The organism is Pantoea allii, from assembly GCF_002307475.1.
Lineage (GTDB): Bacteria > Pseudomonadota > Gammaproteobacteria > Enterobacterales > Enterobacteriaceae > Pantoea > Pantoea allii.
Map to the genome: position 1 here is coordinate 138,155 of NZ_NTMH01000040.1, position 17,895 is coordinate 156,049.

General features: G+C 53.1%; 15 protein-coding genes. 10 read left to right on the forward strand and 5 right to left on the reverse strand.

The features are described from left to right. Positions 1 to 137: 137 nt before the first annotated feature. Both dps and rhtA read right to left on the reverse strand, forming a co-directional pair. Complete coding sequence (dps, locus tag CMR03_RS17695) at positions 138 to 641, reverse strand: DNA starvation/stationary phase protection protein Dps (RefSeq protein WP_063878886.1); 504 nt, start codon at positions 639 to 641, stop codon at positions 138 to 140. Between the two features lie 322 nt (positions 642 to 963). Then, on the reverse strand, positions 964 to 1,875 hold the full coding sequence (gene rhtA / locus CMR03_RS17700; protein WP_096012189.1) for a threonine/homoserine exporter RhtA: 912 nt from the start codon (positions 1,873 to 1,875) through the stop codon (positions 964 to 966). 370 nt (positions 1,876 to 2,245) lie between these two features. Between rhtA and ompX the strand changes: the two genes are divergently transcribed. Then, positions 2,246 to 2,758, forward strand: a complete 513-nt coding sequence (ompX, locus tag CMR03_RS17705; RefSeq protein ID WP_033737684.1) for an outer membrane protein OmpX — start codon at positions 2,246 to 2,248, stop codon at positions 2,756 to 2,758. A gap of 481 nt (positions 2,759 to 3,239) precedes the next feature. On the opposite strand, the gene CMR03_RS17710 is transcribed toward ompX, so the two are convergent. Then, positions 3,240 to 3,428: a hypothetical protein gene (locus CMR03_RS17710; protein WP_063878888.1), complete on the reverse strand. Its 189-nt coding sequence runs from the start codon at positions 3,426 to 3,428 to the stop codon at positions 3,240 to 3,242. A 219-nt stretch (positions 3,429 to 3,647) separates the two neighbouring features. On the opposite strand from CMR03_RS17710, the gene mntR reads away from it, so the two are divergent. The 7 genes from mntR to CMR03_RS17750 all read left to right on the forward strand — a co-directional run bounded on the left by mntR (position 3,648) and on the right by CMR03_RS17750 (position 12,658). Then, positions 3,648 to 4,106 (forward strand): manganese-binding transcriptional regulator MntR, encoded by a 459-nt coding sequence (gene mntR, locus CMR03_RS17715; protein ID WP_013025174.1) that lies wholly within the window; start codon positions 3,648 to 3,650, stop codon positions 4,104 to 4,106. A gap of 24 nt (positions 4,107 to 4,130) precedes the next feature. After that, positions 4,131 to 5,240 carry an SLC13 family permease gene (locus CMR03_RS17720; protein WP_063878889.1) on the forward strand — a complete coding sequence of 370 codons (1,110 nt, stop codon included), beginning with the start codon at positions 4,131 to 4,133 and terminating at the stop codon, positions 5,238 to 5,240. Positions 5,241 to 5,382: 142 nt separating this feature from the next. Beyond that, positions 5,383 to 6,528, forward strand: coding sequence for an HlyD family secretion protein (locus tag CMR03_RS17725; RefSeq protein WP_096012190.1), 1,146 nt, complete (start codon positions 5,383 to 5,385; stop codon positions 6,526 to 6,528). After that, on the forward strand, positions 6,525 to 8,093 hold the full coding sequence (locus CMR03_RS17730; protein ID WP_063878891.1) for a DHA2 family efflux MFS transporter permease subunit: 1,569 nt from the start codon (positions 6,525 to 6,527) through the stop codon (positions 8,091 to 8,093). Before CMR03_RS17725 ends, CMR03_RS17730 begins: the two co-directional genes overlap by 4 nt. Position 8,094: 1 nt before the next feature. Continuing rightward, positions 8,095 to 9,621, forward strand: a complete 1,527-nt coding sequence (locus tag CMR03_RS17735; protein WP_096012191.1) for an efflux transporter outer membrane subunit — start codon at positions 8,095 to 8,097, stop codon at positions 9,619 to 9,621. 710 nt (positions 9,622 to 10,331) lie between these two features. Beyond that, entirely contained in the window at positions 10,332 to 10,733 is a 402-nt protein-coding gene (locus tag CMR03_RS17740; protein WP_014606234.1) for an H-NS family histone-like protein, read from the forward strand. A 332-nt stretch (positions 10,734 to 11,065) separates the two neighbouring features. Continuing rightward, positions 11,066 to 12,658, forward strand: coding sequence for an ABC-F family ATPase (locus tag CMR03_RS17750; protein ID WP_063878894.1), 1,593 nt, complete (start codon positions 11,066 to 11,068; stop codon positions 12,656 to 12,658). A gap of 145 nt (positions 12,659 to 12,803) precedes the next feature. Here CMR03_RS17750 and moeB read toward each other — a convergent pair whose 3' ends face one another. Both moeB and moeA read right to left on the reverse strand, forming a co-directional pair. After that, positions 12,804 to 13,562, reverse strand: coding sequence for a molybdopterin-synthase adenylyltransferase MoeB (gene moeB / locus CMR03_RS17755; RefSeq protein ID WP_096012193.1), 759 nt, complete (start codon positions 13,560 to 13,562; stop codon positions 12,804 to 12,806). Then, the gene (gene moeA / locus CMR03_RS17760) at positions 13,562 to 14,797 is read right to left on the reverse strand and encodes a molybdopterin molybdotransferase MoeA (RefSeq protein ID WP_096012194.1); all 1,236 of its coding nucleotides are present in this window, start codon (positions 14,795 to 14,797) and stop codon (positions 13,562 to 13,564) included. Before moeA ends, moeB begins: the two co-directional genes overlap by 1 nt. A gap of 216 nt (positions 14,798 to 15,013) precedes the next feature. Here moeA and CMR03_RS17765 point away from each other — a divergent pair, with 216 nt between their 5' ends. Together CMR03_RS17765 and CMR03_RS17770 are read left to right on the forward strand one after the other, a co-directional pair. Continuing rightward, entirely contained in the window at positions 15,014 to 15,973 is a 960-nt protein-coding gene (locus CMR03_RS17765) for an isoaspartyl peptidase/L-asparaginase family protein (RefSeq protein ID WP_096012195.1), read from the forward strand. Next, entirely contained in the window at positions 15,936 to 17,843 is a 1,908-nt protein-coding gene (locus CMR03_RS17770) for a dipeptide ABC transporter ATP-binding protein (RefSeq protein WP_371873583.1), read from the forward strand. Before CMR03_RS17765 ends, CMR03_RS17770 begins: the two co-directional genes overlap by 38 nt. The last annotated feature ends 52 nt before the right edge of the window (positions 17,844 to 17,895 follow it).

A 17,895-nucleotide genomic window follows, 5' to 3' on the forward strand; every position in this document is an offset into this window, starting at 1 on the left:
GTGCAGAGGTAGTGTGCATCAGAAGGGAAAAACAGGAAGAGCAGGAAGTGAAAACTGTTAACAAAGTCATAAAATTATAATAACACAGACGTAAAAAAGGCGGGTTTCCCCGCCTGTTTACAGTCTACTGTCTGACATTATTCAATGTTGGACTCGATAAACCACAGGAATTTATCAAGATCACGCGATGCGGCAGTGAAAATATCTGCGGTATCTTCATCTTTCACTTCAGAAATGGCTTTGCGCGTGTCGTTAGCGACAACGCTGTAGCGATCGGCCAGCGCTTTCAGGTGATCCTGAACGCTGTGAATATTCAGCGGATAGCTTTTCAGTGGCGTCTTGTCGTTCACCACCTGGGTTGTACCCAGTGCGACGCCACCCAGCTGTACCACGCGCTCTGCGATGGTATCCTGGTGATCGGTAATCGCGGTGCGGAAGCCGTCCAGCATTTCGTGCACACCGATAAAGTTTGCGCCACGCATGTTCCAGTGGGCTTGCTTAGTGATCAGTGACAGATCAATGAACTCCACTACCAGGCGATTGAGCACCTCAATGGTGGCTCTCTTTTCGTCATCTGCCACGTCATTACGGGTGTAAAGTAGATCAGAAGATTTTGTTTTAACCAGTTTAGCGGTACTCATTGTTTCGGTCCTCTCTTTCAATGGTTGTCCTAATCAAGTACGAGATTGAGTATAGCAGTGATTCAGGGCTTTGCAGGATTGGCTTAATCAATGGCTGAAATAGTATTCGCCTTCGCAACGGTCAGACAGTGCGTAAATGAGTTAATAAAGTGTTAAATTTACCAGCAAGTAAAAGTATTATAAAATCATAAGGTTAAATAATTATTCAATGAGCAGGTTGTAGATGTTCTAAATATTAACTTTCTATTACATTTTAGATGAAAATAATTATCAGGATGATTTTTAGTGTTATTTAGCCTGTTTTTCAACAGGCTGGCGCGCATTATTTCTTGGCGTTATCCGCCACTGCAATCTCATTCAGCTGGCTCTTTCTGGGACGCATCGTCAGGGTTGCACCTGCAGACGCCAGGATAATTGCCAGTAACGCCAGGCACTGCGTTCCCGACAGGCTCTCGTTCAGATACATCATGCCCGACAGGGCCGCCACTGCGGGTTCAAGGCTCATCAGCGTGCCAAAGATCCGCGCTGGCAGGCGCGTTAGTGCAATCATCTCCAGCGAATAGGGCAGCGCCGTGGAAAGAAACGCCACCAGAACCGCGACGGGAATGACGCTCCACTGCCAGATGCCACTTGCCGCAAATGTCAGCCCGACGGGGACAAACACCAGGGAGGCAATCAAGGAGCCGATGGCAACGGTGGCAGCACCGTGCTCTGCGCCCGCCCGCTGTCCCGATAAGATATAGCACGCCCAACAGGCACCCGCACCCAGCGCAAACAGCGCGCCCACCGGATCAACGGAGGCAATGCCGGTGCTAAACGGCAGCAGAAACCAGAGTCCCGCCACGGCAAGGATGACCCAGATAAAGTCCAGCGCACGGCGTGAGCCGAGCAGCGCCAGCGTCAATGGACCAACAAACTCCAGCCCCACGGCAATGCCCAACGGGACGGTGCGGATAGAGAGATAAAACAGGAAGTTCATTGCCCCCAGCGACAAGCCATAAATAATGAGTGGCGTGCGTTGTTCCCGACTAAAACGCAACCGCCAGGGTTTAAATATGACGCACAGGATGAGCGTGCCAAATCCCAGACGCAGGGCAGTAATGCCGGTGGCACCGACAGTGGGAAACAGGGTTTTCGCCAAAGAAGCGCCGCCCTGGAGTGACAGCATAGAGATGAGCAGAACGACGACAGGAATGAAGACTGGCGTAAATGACTTTAACGAAGTGGCTGACATCCTGTAGGCGCTTCCCGATCAATTTAGCTAACAAGATGACCAGTGTAATGGAAATGCAGGTCAAAAAGAGGGCGCAAAGTGATTTTAATTTTTTCTGTTTGGTTGGTTTTTGAGCAAAATTACGGGCAGATAAGTAAATTAATGTCAGGATTTTTTAGGAATTAACTTAAAGCATGAAAATTTGTTTAAGAGGTTTGTTGCAATCATATGACGTATTTTATAAGAAAAAAGAATGACATAGGATACTTCATTAACTTCCTGTTACACCAAACTATGTGTTAGACAACAAAATGCGGGCAGAGTTTCTCGCTATTTTTTGTTATATTTTCAGCGTTGTCAGGAGAGAAGTACTTTCACATTTGAGGTGGTTATGAAAAAAATTGCATGTCTTTCAGCATTAGCCTGTGTGTTAGCAGTAGCAACAGGTTCCGCCATGGCACAGAGCACCGTAACCGGTGGCTACGCACAGAGCGACTACCAGGGCGTTGCTAACAAAGCAAACGGCTTCAACCTGAAATATCGTTATGAAGACGGTTCTAACCCACTGGGTTGGATCGGCTCATTCACCTACACCGAGAAAGATCGTACCGAAGATGGCATCTACAATAAAGGCCAGTACTACGGTATCACCGGTGGTCCAGCATTCCGTCTGAATGACTGGGCAAGCATCTACGGTGTGGTTGGTGTTGGCTACGGTAAATACCAGGCTAACGACACCACGTCACGCGACAAAGCAGACACCAGCGATTACGGTTTCTCTTACGGCGCGGGTATGCAGTTCAACCCAATGGAAAACGTTGCACTGGACGTTGGCTATGAGCAGAGCCGCATCCGTAGCGTTGACGTTGGCACCTGGATCGCTGGCGTAGGTTACAGCTTCTAAGTTAGCGTAGTCGAGTTTTAAAAAACGGCCCTTTTCAGGGCCGTTTTTATTGGTAACGAAAAATAAGCCGTCAGAGAGTATCTGAGTAGCCATCGGGTAATGCCGGATCGGGTGTGAAGACCTGCGCGCAGATACCACAGCATCACTGTAGCCTTAGAGGCACGGATAGGGCGTAAAGACCTGCTCGCAGATGCCACAGCATCACAGTGGCTGATTGCCTGCCCATGAGTGCTGCCCCGTCGGAGAAATCTGCCGCTTGCGCAACCGTCATCCGCAACTGGACTTCGCCGATGCCAGAGAAGGGCGCGCTACCGCAGGCGACGGTCTCTGCCTGTTAAAAAGGGCGCAGATAAGGGATGATTCAGGGGACGGAAGCAGTACAGAAGTACGTGGGTAGCACAGATAAACGGCAGGCGGGGTCAGCGCGGCAACAGAAGAAGCCCGCGCCTTCAGGCGGTCAGCCAAAAGGCGATATCAGCTTTCAGCCGCGCCAGATCAGTTTTTGACAGTGACGTTCTTCCGGTTCATTACCCAGAAGTTTGTTGATCAACATCAGGCGCAGTGTAAAAGGGGAACGGGTCAGCAGGCACCACCAGGATTTCATACCTGAAGTTGATTTTTCTGCCTGGAAGCATTTGCTGCAGTCAACACAGCTTTTCAGGGTGCTCATAACATCACCTCCCAATAAATTTAACGCAACGGTAAGCAGAGCGGCCTAATCGTGCTTTAATGCATCACTCTGTTTACATTATCGACAAATATAGCATTGGCTATATCATTTAGCCAAGGCTAACGACGAAAAATTTGAGCTTATTTGCGCCTGGTTTACAATGAGCGCAGCTAAAACCACATGGCAGGCCTGGTGTGGAAAAAATAAAGAGGAAGCTGAATGAGTCGTCGTGCCAAAAGCGTGGTTTCTGCCCCGCAAGGACCACTGAAAGATATTGAAGAGCATGTCGAAGGTTTTCGGCAGGTGCGCGAGGCGCATCGTCGTGAGCTAATTGATGACTATGTTGAGCTAATCTCTGATTTAATTGGTGAATTTGGTGAAGCACGTCAGGTCGATATGGCCGCACGTTTAGGTGTTTCGCAACCTACCGTAGCAAAAATGTTAAAGCGATTAGGTACTGCCGGACTGGTTGAGCAGGTGCCTTATCGCGGTGTCTTTTTAACACGTGAGGGGGAAAAGCTGGCTGAAGAGAGCCGCGCCCGCCATCATATTGTTGAAACCTTCCTGTTAGCGCTTGGTATCAGTCCGGAAACGGCCCGTCGCGATTCAGAAGGCATTGAACATCACGTGAGTGATGAAACGCTGGCTGTATTCCAGAAATTTTACGAAAACAATTAACCCTTAGTTAAGGCGCCGGACATCATGCCCATCGTGCTTCGCTCATTTTTGCATGACCATATATTGCACTTGTTAGTCGTTGTTGGGGTTGTTCTGCTGTTTCTTGCTGATTATCGCTGGCCGGATCTTCCCGCCGCGGTGGACTGGCATACCATCATTACCCTGAGTGGATTACTTATCCTGACGAAGGGGTTGGAAACCAGCGGTTATTTTGATGTGTTGGGTGGCCGATTAATTGCGGGCTTCAAGCATGAACGTACGCTGGCGCTGTTTATGGTGCTGGCGGCGGCCCTGCTGTCGACCTTTTTAACCAACGATGTGGCGCTGTTTATTCTGGTGCCACTCACGTTGACGTTACGCAAATTTTCGCATTTACCTATCTCGCGCTTGATTATCTTTGAAGCCCTGGCGGTAAACGCCGGATCGCTGCTGACGCCGGTGGGCAATCCACAGAATATTTTGTTGTGGAGCCACGGCTCACTGAGCGTGGGCGGTTTTATTTTGCAAATGACACCGCTGGCGGTGTGGCTTCTGCTGAGCCTGCTGGTCGTCACCTGGTTCAGCTTTGCCAAACGCACCATTGAAAAGCATGACAACAGTGAACAGCACAGCTGGCATAAACCCCTGTTTGCCGTGAGTGTGGTGTTGTATCTGCTGTTTATTGCCGCGCTGGAATGGCATGTCACCGGCTGGGCGCTGTTGCTGATTCTGGTGTGTTTCCTGATTATGGCACGTCAGGTATTGCTGAATATCGACTGGAGCCTGCTGGTGGTCTTCATCGTGATGTTCCTGGATGTTTTCTTGCTGACGCGTTTACCGGTGATGCAGGCACATTTCGATGCCATTACCCATCTTGGCAAAGGGGAACTCTATCTGCTGGCTATCGGCTTGTCGCAGATCATCAGTAATGTCCCTGCGACGATCCTGCTGTTGCAAAAAGTGCCGCCAACGGAAGCGCTCGCCTGGGCAGTTAATATCGGTGGGTTCGGTCTGTTACCCGGCTCACTTGCTAACCTTATTGCGTTACGTATGGCCAAAGATCGCGCCATCTGGTGGCGTTTCCACCTGTTCTCCGTTCCTTTACTCGCCTGGTCCATGCTCACCGGCTGGCTGTTGTTAAAACTCGTCGCCTGATCCAGACACATCCTGCCACGGTGCAGGATGTGCTGCCTTTCTCAAGTTACGTAAAGTTGTACTGGATTTTGTCAGTTTTCGATCTAATGTTTAGTGGACTTTCTACGCCCAGGATAGAGGGCCTTAGCCAGCGACGGAAACTATGAGCGAGAACAACAACCGCGATTCACATCAGGAAGACGCAGAACACGCGCCGGATAACAACAGCCAGTCCCACGACAACCCAAGTAATAACGATGAAAAACCGCGCAAACGCCCCGGTAAAAAACCGTTAATTATTTTGGCCGTTATCGTGGTGGTGATGTTGATCGTGGCCTTTTTCTTTTGGTTTACCACCCGTAACGAAGAAACCACTGACGATGCTTTCACTGAAGGCAATGCGGTAACTATCGCCGCTAAAGCGTCTGGCTATGTCGTCAAGTTACTGGTGAAAGATAACCAACGGGTGAAGAAGGGCGATTTACTGGTAGAAATCGACCCCAGCGACAACGAAGCCCAGCGCGCCCAGGCTAAAGCTCAACTTGGTCTGGCAATGGCACAACTGCACCAGGCCCAGGCGCAGCTCGCGCTCTCACGTGTTCAGTATCCGGCCCAGCGCGATCAGGCTCTGGCAGACCAGGCGAAAGCCGAAGCAAATTACCTGAATGCGCAGGCTGACTACCGTCGTCAGCGTGGCGTTGATCCTCGCGCTACCAGCCAACGCAATATTGACTCGGCTTCTGCTCAGTTGCGTTCTGCGCAGGCCCAGTTGCAGAGTGCCAAAGCGCAGGTGGAAGTTGCCTCGCAGGTTGCGCTGCAAATCCGCCAGCAGGAAACCAATGTTGAAGCACGTCAGGAACAGGTGGAGCAGGCAAAAGCCCAGCTCAACGTGGCGGAGCTAAACCTCTCTTATACCCAGGTTCGTGCGCCTTACGATGGCTTTGTGACGAAGCGCAACGTGCAGATGGGCACCCTGGTGCAGGCAGGCAGCGCCTTGTTCTCGCTGGTTTCTCCGGATATCTGGATTACCGCCAACTTTAAAGAGTCGCAGTTGGAGCGGATGAATCCGGGTGACAAAGTGACGATCAGCGTTGATGCCTGGCCGGATATGAAGCTGGAAGGCCACGTCGACAGCGTTCAGATGGGCACAGGATCGCGTTTCTCAACCTTCCCGTCTGAGAATGCCACCGGGAACTACGTGAAAATTGTTCAGCGCGTACCGGTAAAAATCGTGATTGATAAAGGACTGGATCCAAACCGGCCGCTGCCACTGGGATTATCGGTTGAACCGAAGGTAACCGTGGAATGAGCGAATCGCAGAGCTGGAAACCCGCCAGTAATCCCTGGCTAGTGGCCATTACGGTCACGCTGGCGGTATTTATGGAAATCCTCGATACCACCATCGTAAACGTGGCCCTGCCGCATATCGCGGGTTCACTCTCCTCCAGTTACGATGAATCGACCTGGGTGTTGACGTCGTATCTGGTGGCGAACGGTATCGTGCTGCCCATCTCTGCCTTTTTCAGCCGTCTGTTTGGCCGTAAACAGTTTTTTTTAATCTGCATCGTGATGTTTACCATCTGTTCATTCCTGTGTGGTATCGCCACTGAACTCTGGCAGATCATTCTGTTTCGCATCCTGCAGGGCTTTTTTGGCGGTGGCCTTCAGCCTGTACAACAGTCGGTGCTGCTCGACTATTTCAAACCGGAAGATCGCGGCAAAGCCTTTGGCCTTTCCTCTATCGCCATTATCGTGGCACCGGTTATTGGCCCGACGCTGGGCGGCTGGATTACGGATAATTACAGCTGGCGCTGGGTTTTCTTTATCAATATCCCGGTCGGCGTGCTGACCATCATGGCCATTTTACCTTTGCTGGAAGATCCGCCGTGGGAGCGTAAATGGGCCAAGGGTAAACTCAAGATCGACTATATCGGCATCAGCCTGATTACGCTGGGCCTGGGCTGTTTGCAGGTCATGCTGGATCGCGGTGAAGACGAAGACTGGTTCGCCTCGCACTTTATCGTTTTGTTTGCCGTGCTGGCGCTTGTTGGCATCGTCGGGGCTATTTACTGGTTGATGTATGCCCGCAAGCCCGTGGTCGACATTCTGGTGATGAAGGATCGCAATTTCTGGGTCGCAGGCTTATTAATGGCCGGGATGGCGATGATACTGTACGGCAGCTCGGTGGTCTTGCCGCAGTTGGCACAGCAGGATCTTGGCTATACCGCCACCTGGTCGGGATTAGTGCTGTCCCCTGGCGCGGTGTTGATTGTCCTGACCATTCCGCTGGTCTTGAAACTGATGCCGGTGGTGCAGACCCGCTATATTATTGCCTTTGGTTTTAGCTGCCTGGCATTAGCCTTTTTCTATTCGGCGAGCTTAACGCCGAATGTGGACTTCACCACGCTGGTGCTGATGCGCAGTGCGCAGTCCATTGGCCTGGGTTTCCTGTTTGTGCCGCTGACCACCATTGCCTTTATTACGATCCCCCAACGGTTAAATGCGGACGCCTCGGCGCTGTTTACCATGTTCCGTAATGTCGCGGGGTCGATTGGCATCTCGTTGTCCACAGCGGCGATTACAGAGCGAGAGCAGGCGCGCTCGGCTCATATGGTGCACAACATGACGCCGCTGAATGAACAGTTCAATATTACGGTTCAGCACTGGGCACAGGCGATCCGCGACTTCACCTCTGCGGTGGGCGATCCCGTCACGTTGGCAACCGGTCAGCTCTATAAAGAGATGATTGTCCAGTCACGCATTCTGGCTTATATCGACGTCTTTTCAGGCTTAAGTATCGTTGCCCTGATTTTGATTCCATTTTGTTGGCTGCTGTCGCCTGTCAAAAGCGAAGGCAGTGCAGGAGCACACTGACATGAAAGTTATGAGTACGCATCGCCTGAATCCGCTCAACCTGATGCTGGTGTTAGCGCTGGCGGGCTGCAGTGTCGGCCCGGACTATCAGGCACCTAAGCCCCAGATGCCGGGCAGCTATCATGCCCTGGATTCGCAGGAAAATTCGAAGCCACAAACGTCAGCGGTGGATTCACGCTGGTGGCATAACTTTAAGGACCCGCAACTCGACAGCCTGATTGCACGCGCTATCGAAGGTAATCTGTCCTTACAACAGACGGTATTGCGGATTGCCGGCGCGCGTGAGCAACTATCGCAGGCGCAGGGCGGATTATTTCCCAGCCTTAACGGTTCAGCCAAGGTCACGCGACAGCAACTGGGGCTGGAAGGGCTGCTGAAAGCGAACGGTGCCGACCAGCTCGACAGCAACGTTGCCAGCCAGCTGAACGGGCTGACGCAACCGGTCACCTTGTATCAGGGCAGTTTCGACGCCAGTTGGGAACTGGATCTGTGGGGCAAAGTGCGGCGCCAGGTGGAGTCAGCCAATGCCCAGCAGCAGGCGGCTATTGAGCAGCGCAACGACGCACTGGTGTCGCTCGAAGCGGAAGTGGTGCGCGCATGGCTTCAACTGCGCGGCGCGCAGGCAACGGTAAACACGCTGCAACAACAGATTGCCGTGGCCGATCAGACCTGGCAGTTGACGGAAAGCCAGCAGCGTAACGGCCTGGCACCGGTGACCAATGTGGAAAATGCCCGGGCGCAGTTAAGCAGCCTGCAGGCGCAGTTGCCGCAGTATCAGGCACAAACGCGCCAGGCGATGAACGGTCTCGCTGTACTGCTGGGTAAAACGCCGGGTGCGCTGGATGCCGAACTGAGTGAGCCGAAAGCGCTGCCCACATTACCCGCGTTTGTCTCTGTCGGCATTCCGTCTACGCTGGCACGACGTCGTCCTGATATTCGTCAGGCAGAAGCCACACTTCATGCTCAAACCGCCGAGATTGGCGTTTCTGTCGCCCAGCTGTTCCCCAGTCTGTCGCTGACCGGTCAGTTGGGTGTCCGTAACACTGACGTGAGTTACCTTGACGACTGGAGCAGCCATTTCTACAGCGTGGGGCCATCGTTATCCATTCCCATTTTCCAGGGTGGAAGATTGGTTTCAAGCGTGAAGCTGGCGCGTGCTCAGCAGGCCAACGCGGCACTCAACTATCGTCAGACGGTGCTGACGGCTCTGCAGGATGTGGAAAATGCCCTGGTCAGTTACCGTGCCGACCAGCAGCGCGTCACCGCACTGGATGAAACCACTGGCGCGCTGCAACGCACCTTCGATCTCGCCAGTGACAGCTATCGCCAGGGATTATCGACTTTCCTTGAGGTACTTGATGCCCAGCGCCAACTGGCGCAGGCGCAGGAACAGGCTACTCAGGCGCGCATGCAAAGTGGACTGGATCTTGTCGCCCTGTACAAAGCGTTAGGCGGTGGCTGGGAAACCTACCAGAACGTGCAACTGCCGCAGTACGACGTATTTGGTCCGGCAACGCAGGTGAATTAACCGGTCTGGCCGTGGCCCTGTAACGGGACACGGCCGGAAAAAAGCCGTACTGATACCCGCGATGTATTATTTATGCGTTACATCGTCAAATAAAAATCATCAAACTTCCCTGTGCAGTCCCGTGATAATCCGCATCCGAAATAGCCTCTGCTATTTATCTTTACAACGTTACCCAGCAAAAAAATGCGCGGCGGGTGTGAGTGCCAGACCTGCCAGCCCTTTATCTTCTGTCTGACGCGCCCACGTGCTTTTATGTCAGCAACACGCCAGAGAAGGGCGGCATAATCAACGTAGTTAGAAAAATTAACCCCGCTATTATCCGCGAGCCACGGGATAAATCCCCCGTTATACGCTGGCTATTTCAGTGGAATTCACTCTGGCGACGGCAAGAAAAACGGGCAGCCGGGCAAGGCATTTAATCCAAATTCGTTGAGGATGATAAAAATAACCGGCAAGAACGTTATAAAATCTGAGGCATGATTCATGCAGTAAGCGTAATCAATGAAATCGTTTACATTGTGCGGGGATAGCCGCTATTTAGTGTTAATTAGTGGTTAATAATCTCTCCACATAAGCATCCTGAATACTTCACGGGCATTTAAAAAACCTATCGGAATTATCTGTAGTAATAAATTAATTTATTTTTTTATTTGAATTAGGTAATCTTGTCGCTACAGTTTAATTAAACCCCCTTAATCAAGGATATTGTGATGAGTGACGCATTTAAAGTTCTAAACAACATTCGCACATTACGTGCCCAGGCTCGTGAACTGCCACTGAGCGATCTGGAAGAAATTCTTGAGAAATTGACGGTCGTTGTAACTGAACGCCGTGAAGAAGCCCATGCTGAAGAACAACAGAATCGTGAAAAAGAAGAGAAGTTATCTAAATATCGCGAAATGCTGCTGGCTGACGGCATCGATCCTAATGAATTATTAGGTGCCCTGGAGCAGGGTAAAAAACGCACTAAGCGTGCGCCACGTCCGGCTAAATATTCTTATACCGATGAAAACGGTGAGAAGAAATCATGGACCGGCCAGGGCCGTACCCCAGCGGCAATTAAAAAAGCGCTGGATGAAGGTAAAAGCCTGGACAGTTTCCTGATCGATTAATCGACACAATCCTTGTAAGCGGTAGCCGGAGACATTTATGTCTCCGGCTTTTTTTATTTAAAAAACCCCTTTGTACTCTCTGACTATTTCTGGCATCGGCCTGTTAATTAATCGCCTGTTGGGCCAGGCAGAAGCCGTGCCGTCAACGAATGCCACCGCAGCTTGCGTTTGCGCGGTGCTGAGCAGGCGAAAATCGGCAGGGGCAATAATTAAAAGCGTCGCGTTTTCAAGGGGCATTCAGGCAATCCTTGCCGGAGGCTGGCGTGCGCTACGTCACATCTGGCATAATAGCCGCCGTTTTTCCATCCACTCTCTTCACTAAGGTCAATGCCGTGTTAGTTAGCAGCAATATCACCATGCAGTTTGGCAGCAAGCCACTGTTCGAAAATATCTCCGTAAAATTTGGCGGCGGTAATCGTTACGGTTTAATCGGTGCGAACGGCAGCGGAAAATCCACCTTCATGAAGATTTTGGGTGGCGATTTGGTGCCATCGGGCGGCAATGTCTCTTACGATCCCAATGAACGTATTGGTAAATTACGCCAGGATCAGTTTGCCTTCGAAGAATATAGCGTGCTGGATACGGTAATCATGGGGCACCATGAATTATGGGAAGTGAAGCAGGAACGTGACCGTATTTATTCGTTACCCGAAATGACGGAAGAGGAAGGCTACAAAGTCGCTGACCTTGAAGTCCTGTATGGTGAAATGGATGGTTACAGTGCTGAACCGCGTGCGGGTGAGTTATTACTTGGTGTGGGTATTCCGGTAGAGCAGCATTATGGCCCGATGAGCGAAATTGCACCGGGCTTTAAATTACGTGTTCTTCTGGCACAGGCATTGTTCTCTAATCCTGATATTTTGCTGCTGGACGAACCGACCAACAACCTGGATATCGATACCATTCGTTGGCTGGAGCAGGTGTTAAACGAACGCGACAGCACCATGATTATCATTTCGCATGACCGTCACTTCCTCAATATGGTCTGTACCCACATGGCCGATTTGGACTACGGTGAGCTGCGTGTTTATTCCGGTAATTATGATGAATATATGACCGCTGCCACCCAGGCGCGCGAGCGACTGTTATCGGACAATGCCAAGAAAAAAGCACAAATTGCCGATCTGCAATCCTTTGTCAGCCGTTTTAGTGCTAACGCCTCTAAATCGCGCCAGGCGACATCACGTGCCAAACAGATGGACAAAATAAAGCTGGAAGAGGTCAAAGCCTCCAGTCGTCAGAACCCCTTTATTCGATTTGAGCAGGACAAGAAACTGTTCCGTAATGCGCTGGAAGTCGAAGCGATCACCAAAGGGTTTGATAATGGTCCACTGTTTAAAAATTTAAATCTGCTGCTGGAAGTCGGTGAAAAACTGGCGATATTAGGGGCTAACGGTATTGGTAAATCCACCCTGTTAAAAACCCTGGTCGGCGAACTGACGCCGGAAAGCGGCAGCGTTAAATGGTCTGAAAATGCCAAGATTGGTTATTACGCCCAGGATCACGCAGACGATTTTGCCGACGACCTGACGGTATTTGACTGGATGAGCCAGTGGAAACAGCAGGGCGATGATGAGCAGGCCGTACGTGGCATCCTTGGCCGTCTGTTGTTTTCACAGGACGATATTAAAAAGCCCGCCAAAGTGCTGTCCGGGGGTGAGAAAGGGCGCATGCTGTTTGGCAAGCTGATGATGGAAAAGCCCAATATCCTGATTATGGACGAACCAACCAACCACCTTGATATGGAATCCATTGAGTCATTAAATATGGCGCTGGAAATGTATGAAGGAACGTTGATTTTCGTTTCTCACGACCGTGAGTTCGTGAGTTCACTGGCGACGCGCGTGATAGAGATGAAAGCCGATCGTATTGTGGACTTCACCGGTAATTACGAAGATTACCTGCGCAGTCAGGGCATCGTATAAACATAACGGGGTAGCGATAGCTACCCCGTTATCGTTTGGGTCTGTGCGTCAGGTGGGATTGCCTGCGACGATCCGGCTTAACATCCTTTCTTTACCTGACCTGCAGCCCCCTCCGCTTTACGCATGAACCCTATCAATTAACGGCTCAATCATGATGACCGCACACTTCACACTCGGGGTCCTGCGATACCTTCATGGTGCGAAACTCAGCGCTCAGCGCATCGTACATCAGCAAACGTGAGCGAGCAGGAGAGCCGAAGTGCGTCAGCAGCTTGAGGGTTTCCATCGCCTGCATTGCACCCACCACGCCCACCAGCGGCGCCATGACGCCCGCTTCCACACAGCTCAGCACCTGAGATCCAAACAAACGGCTGATGCAGCGGTAACAGGGCGCACCGGGTTGCCAGTCAAACACGCTGAGCTGACCTTCCATACGGATCGCCGCACCCGATACGAGCGGCACTTTCAACTGATAACACAACCGGTTGATTTGCTCGCGCACCACCACATTGTCCGTGCAGTCCACGACCACCTGCTGCTGGGCGATAAGCGCCTTGAGTGCCTCATCGTCCAGTTGGCCGTGCACAGGATGCAGCTGACAGTGAGGATTAATGGCCGCCAGGCTTTCACGGGCCGATTCCACCTTGTTGCGACCAATATCCGCATCATGATGCAAAATCTGTCGCTGCAAATTAGAGAGTGATACCGTATCAAAGTCCAGTAGCGAAAGATTCCCCACGCCCGCCGCTGCCAGATAGGGCGAGGCTGCACAGCCTAAACCGCCCATCCCCACGACCAGCACGTGGCTGGCCTTTAAGGTTTCCTGACCGTCAAAGTCAAAACCACGCAACACAATCTGTCGGTTGTAGCGCAGCATCTCGTCGTGGCTCAGTTCGGGCAACATTATCCCTCCAGCAGCGGGTTAAAGGGTTCGACGTCCACCCATTCACCTGCTGCAACCGGGCCGCGCTCGCGTTCCAGTACAATAAAGCAATTGGCCTGAGAAAAAGAACTGTAAACGTGGGAGCCCTGCGCACCGGTGCTGATCACCTCTGGCTCACCCTGGCTATTCTGACGCAGAACGCCGCGCTGAAAATCCAGTCGACCGGGCGATTTTTTCAACGCGGTCGCCGTACGTACGCGCAGGCGAGCGGGCAGAGCAGAGGCGGTTTGCCCCGTCAGGGTGGCCAGCAGCGGTTGCACCAGTTGATAAAAGGTCACGACGGCAGAAACCGGATTGCCGGGAAGGCCGCAGAACCAACTGTTCGCCAGGCGGCCAAAAGCAAAAGGTTTACCGGGTTTCATCGCCAGCTTCCAGAAGCTAATCACCCCCAGCTCTTCCAGCATCGATTTGGTAAAGTCGGCTTCACCCACCGAGACGCCGCCGGTGCTGATGACCACATCAGCCTGGCGATCGGCTTCAGTAAAGGTGCTACGCAGTGCAGTGGGATCGTCTTTAATAATGCCGAGATCGATGACCTCGCATCCCAGCTTGTGCAACATCAGCGAAATCGCAAAGCGGTTGGTGTCGTAGATCTGCCCGGCCGCTAAGGGCTGGCCCACAGGTTGCAGCTCGTCCCCAGTTGAAAAAATAGCGACGCGCAGTTTACGCAAAACCTTTACCGTGGCGATGCCCAGCGAAGCCAGCAGGGGCAGTTCGGCCGCGCCCAGGCGCACGCCTGCCGCCAGAACCTGATGACCGGCACGGATATCATCACCCGTCAGTCGAATATTTTGTCCGGCGTTGACCGGCGCGGTGATGACAATATTATTGTCCTGCAGGCGGGTTTCCTCCTGCATGACGACCGCGTCACAACCGGCAGGAACAGGCGCGCCCGTCATAATTCTGATGACGCTTCCCGCTGGCCACTCTCCGCTAAACGGCGCGCCGGCAAAAGCCTTACCGGCCACCCGCAAAGGCTGTCCGCTGGCAACCTCCGCCAGCCTGACGGCGTAACCGTCCATAGCGGCGTTGTTAAAGGGCGGTACGTCTATCGGTGAAGTGATGGCGCAGGCTGTGATGCGCCCGGCGGCTTCTGGCAGGGTCAGCTCAAGCGACTCTGTGATGGGCGTCAGCTGCGCCAGCATCTTATGTTGCGCGTCCTCAAGGGAAATCAGTCCGGCAGTAAAGCTTTCCATTCTATTCTTAGCCTGTCTGTTGCAATGGCTGTCTATTATGGTGACTTTTCCTTTCAGAGTCACATCGGCATAAGCCACAACGAAAGGTTATTAGCGCAATGTCAGTTTCCGCTTTACAACCTTTAGCGGGCTTTCTATATTCAAAAATGGTCTAAATTGACTTAAAACCATTCAAAATCAGTGTTTTTCCTTCTGATGCAACCACAGGGTAACGCTATGGCTAAAGCAGCGATCGCCATTCATGGTGGTGCGGGGGCAATAACCCGTGCGGCGATGAGCGCAGAAAAAGAGCAGGCATACCGTCAGGCGCTTTACGAGATTGTAACGCATGGGCAGAACATGCTGGCTCAAGGCGCATCTGCGCTGGATACGGTGACGGAGGCGGTACGTCGGCTTGAAGAGTGCCCATTATTCAACGCCGGTAAAGGTGCGGTGTTTACGCAGCAGGGGACGCATGAGCTGGATGCCAGCATCATGGATGGCAGGACGTTACAGGCCGGAGCCGTCGCAGGCGTTTCCCGGATTCGTAATCCAATACTGGCGGCGCGTGCGCTGTTAGATAACAGCCCTCATGTTCTGTTAACGGGGGCGGGCGCGGAAGATTTTGCCCGCGCGCAAGGCCTTGAACAGGTTGAACCTGATTTCTTTTCTACGCCCGAACGCTGGGAGCAGCTGCAGCGCGCGCTCGGCAGCGACACCGCGCTGCTGGATCATGATGGCGCGGCGCAAAGTGGCGATCCGCTTGATCCGGATCGTAAGTTCGGCACGGTGGGAGCCGTCGCCCTGGACAATGAGGGTAACCTTGCCGCCGCCACCTCAACCGGCGGTATGACCAATAAACACGTGGGCCGGATTGGCGACTCGCCGTTACCCGGTGCAGGTTGTTATGCCAGCAACGACAGCGTGGCCGTATCCTGTACCGGCACCGGTGAAGTGTTTATTCGCACGCTGGCCGCCTACGATGTGGCGGCACAAATGCGTTATGGCGGGCGCTCGTTACAACAGGCCAGCGTGAATGTTATTCACGACAGCGTGCTGGAGTTAGGCGGCAGCGGTGGGTTGATTGCGATCGATCGTGATGGCAACGTGGCGCTGCCCTTCAACAGTGAAGGCATGTACCGGGCTTTCGCCCGCGCAGATGAGGCCGCAGAGGTGGCAATTTACCGTGAAAGCTGACCGCGAGACCGCCCAGAACACGCCGCCCGGCGCAACACTGTTAACTGACGATCAGGTACTGGCCGTACGCGATCTCAACGTGCGTTTTCAGAACGATGGCATCGTGACGGAAGCGGTGCGCCACCTTTCACTCGACGTTTACCGGGGAAAGACGCTGGCTCTGGTGGGAGAGTCCGGCTCGGGCAAGTCCGTGACCTCGCTGGCGTTGATGCGCCTGATTGAGCAGGCCGGCGGTGAGGTGAGTGGCGAGATTATGTTGCGTCGCCGCAACGGCGAGGTACGGGATCTGATGCGTCTGCCGCGCGGCCAGATGCGCCAGGTGCGCGGGGCCGATATGGCGATGATCTTTCAGGAACCCATGACCTCGCTGAATCCGGTGTTCTCGGTGGGTGAACAGATCGCCGAATCCATTCGTTTACATCAAGGCCAAACCCACGCCGGGGCGCTGGCAGAAGCGCGGCGCATGCTTGATCGGGTGCGCATCCCCGACGCGCAAAATATTCTGGGGCGTTTTCCTCACCAGCTCTCAGGCGGTATGCGTCAGCGTGTGATGATTGCCATGGCGCTGTCGTGCAAACCTGCGCTGTTGATTGCTGATGAACCGACCACGGCGCTTGACGTGACGATTCAGGCGCAGATTCTGCAGCTGATTCGTGAACTGCAAAAAGAGATGCAGATGGGGGTGATTTTTATCACCCATGATATGGGCGTGGTGGCTGAAATGGCTGACCGCGTGCAGGTGATGTATCGCGGTGAAGTGGTCGAGAATGCCGAGACGGTGCAGCTGTTCAGCGCGCCGCAGCAGCCTTACACCCGTGCTTTACTTGCCGCTGTCCCGGCGCTGGGGGCGATGCGGGGCCAGCCGCTCCCTGCGAAGTTTCCCCTGATTGACAGTGATGAAAAGCCGGACGAGCCGCAAAATACCGTACGCCATGACCAGCCACCGATTTTACAGGTGCGTAATTTGGTCACCCGTTTCGATATCCGCTCAGGTTTATTGAATCGGGTGACAAGGCGGGTACACGCGGTCGAAAATATCAGTTTTGACCTCTATGCGGGCGAAACCCTGGCGCTGGTAGGGGAATCCGGATGCGGTAAATCCACCACCGGACGCTCCCTGTTGAAGCTGGTTGCCAGCCAGGGCGGCAGCATCACCTTTAACGGTCAACGTATCAACGATCTGTCAGGCCCCGCGCTGGCGCATCTACGGCGCGATATTCAGTTTATTTTTCAGGACCCCTATGCGTCGCTGGACCCGCGCCTGACCGTCGGCTTCTCGATTATGGAGCCGTTACTGGTGCACAAGGTCATGCCGCGCCGTGAGGCGGAACAGCGCGTCGCGTGGCTGCTGGAGAAAGTGGGATTATTACCGGAGCACGCAAGGCGCTATCCCCATGAATTTTCCGGCGGTCAGCGTCAACGTATTTGCATTGCAAGGGCGCTGGCGCTCAATCCCAAAGTCGTGATTGCCGATGAATCGGTTTCTGCGCTGGATGTTTCCATTCAGGCGCAGATCATCAACCTGATGCTCGATTTACAGCGCGAGTTTGGCATCGCCTTTCTGTTTATTTCCCATGATATGGCGGTCGTTGAACGCATCAGCCACCGTGTGGCGGTGATGTATCTGGGACAAATTGTCGAGATGGGGCCGCGTCAGGCGGTGTTTGAACATCCGCAGCATCCCTATACCCAAAAGCTTATGGCGGCGGTGCCGATTGCCGATCCCTCGCACCGACAGCGCGAGCGTAGTTTATTAGTCGATGAGATTCCCAGCCCAATTCGTTCATTGGGCGATGAACCCGAAACGGTTTCGCTCAGGGAAGTGGCCCCCGGCCATTTTGTGGCGCGTCACGCCCTGAGCGCGAGCTGAATAATTAAGCGGTCGCTGCGGCGACAAATCAGACAGGGATTACAAGGAGAAG

Excerpts from the sequence above, each read along its gene's own strand:
- dps (WP_063878886.1), bottom strand. The coding sequence starts at position 641 with ATGAGTACCGCTAAACTGGTTAAAACAAAATCTTCTGATCTACTTTAC.
- rhtA (WP_096012189.1), bottom strand. The coding sequence starts at position 1,875 with ATGTCAGCCACTTCGTTAAAGTCATTTACGCCAGTCTTCATTCCTGTC.
- ompX (WP_033737684.1), top strand. The coding sequence starts at position 2,246 with ATGAAAAAAATTGCATGTCTTTCAGCATTAGCCTGTGTGTTAGCAGTA.
- CMR03_RS17710 (WP_063878888.1), bottom strand. The coding sequence starts at position 3,428 with ATGAGCACCCTGAAAAGCTGTGTTGACTGCAGCAAATGCTTCCAGGCA.
- mntR (WP_013025174.1), top strand. The coding sequence starts at position 3,648 with ATGAGTCGTCGTGCCAAAAGCGTGGTTTCTGCCCCGCAAGGACCACTG.
- CMR03_RS17720 (WP_063878889.1), top strand. The coding sequence starts at position 4,131 with ATGCCCATCGTGCTTCGCTCATTTTTGCATGACCATATATTGCACTTG.
- CMR03_RS17725 (WP_096012190.1), top strand. The coding sequence starts at position 5,383 with ATGAGCGAGAACAACAACCGCGATTCACATCAGGAAGACGCAGAACAC.
- CMR03_RS17730 (WP_063878891.1), top strand. The coding sequence starts at position 6,525 with ATGAGCGAATCGCAGAGCTGGAAACCCGCCAGTAATCCCTGGCTAGTG.
- CMR03_RS17735 (WP_096012191.1), top strand. The coding sequence starts at position 8,095 with ATGAAAGTTATGAGTACGCATCGCCTGAATCCGCTCAACCTGATGCTG.
- CMR03_RS17740 (WP_014606234.1), top strand. The coding sequence starts at position 10,332 with ATGAGTGACGCATTTAAAGTTCTAAACAACATTCGCACATTACGTGCC.
- moeB (WP_096012193.1), bottom strand. The coding sequence starts at position 13,562 with ATGTTGCCCGAACTGAGCCACGACGAGATGCTGCGCTACAACCGACAG.
- moeA (WP_096012194.1), bottom strand. The coding sequence starts at position 14,797 with ATGGAAAGCTTTACTGCCGGACTGATTTCCCTTGAGGACGCGCAACAT.
- CMR03_RS17765 (WP_096012195.1), top strand. The coding sequence starts at position 15,014 with ATGGCTAAAGCAGCGATCGCCATTCATGGTGGTGCGGGGGCAATAACC.
- CMR03_RS17770 (WP_371873583.1), top strand. The coding sequence starts at position 15,936 with ATGAGGCCGCAGAGGTGGCAATTTACCGTGAAAGCTGACCGCGAGACC.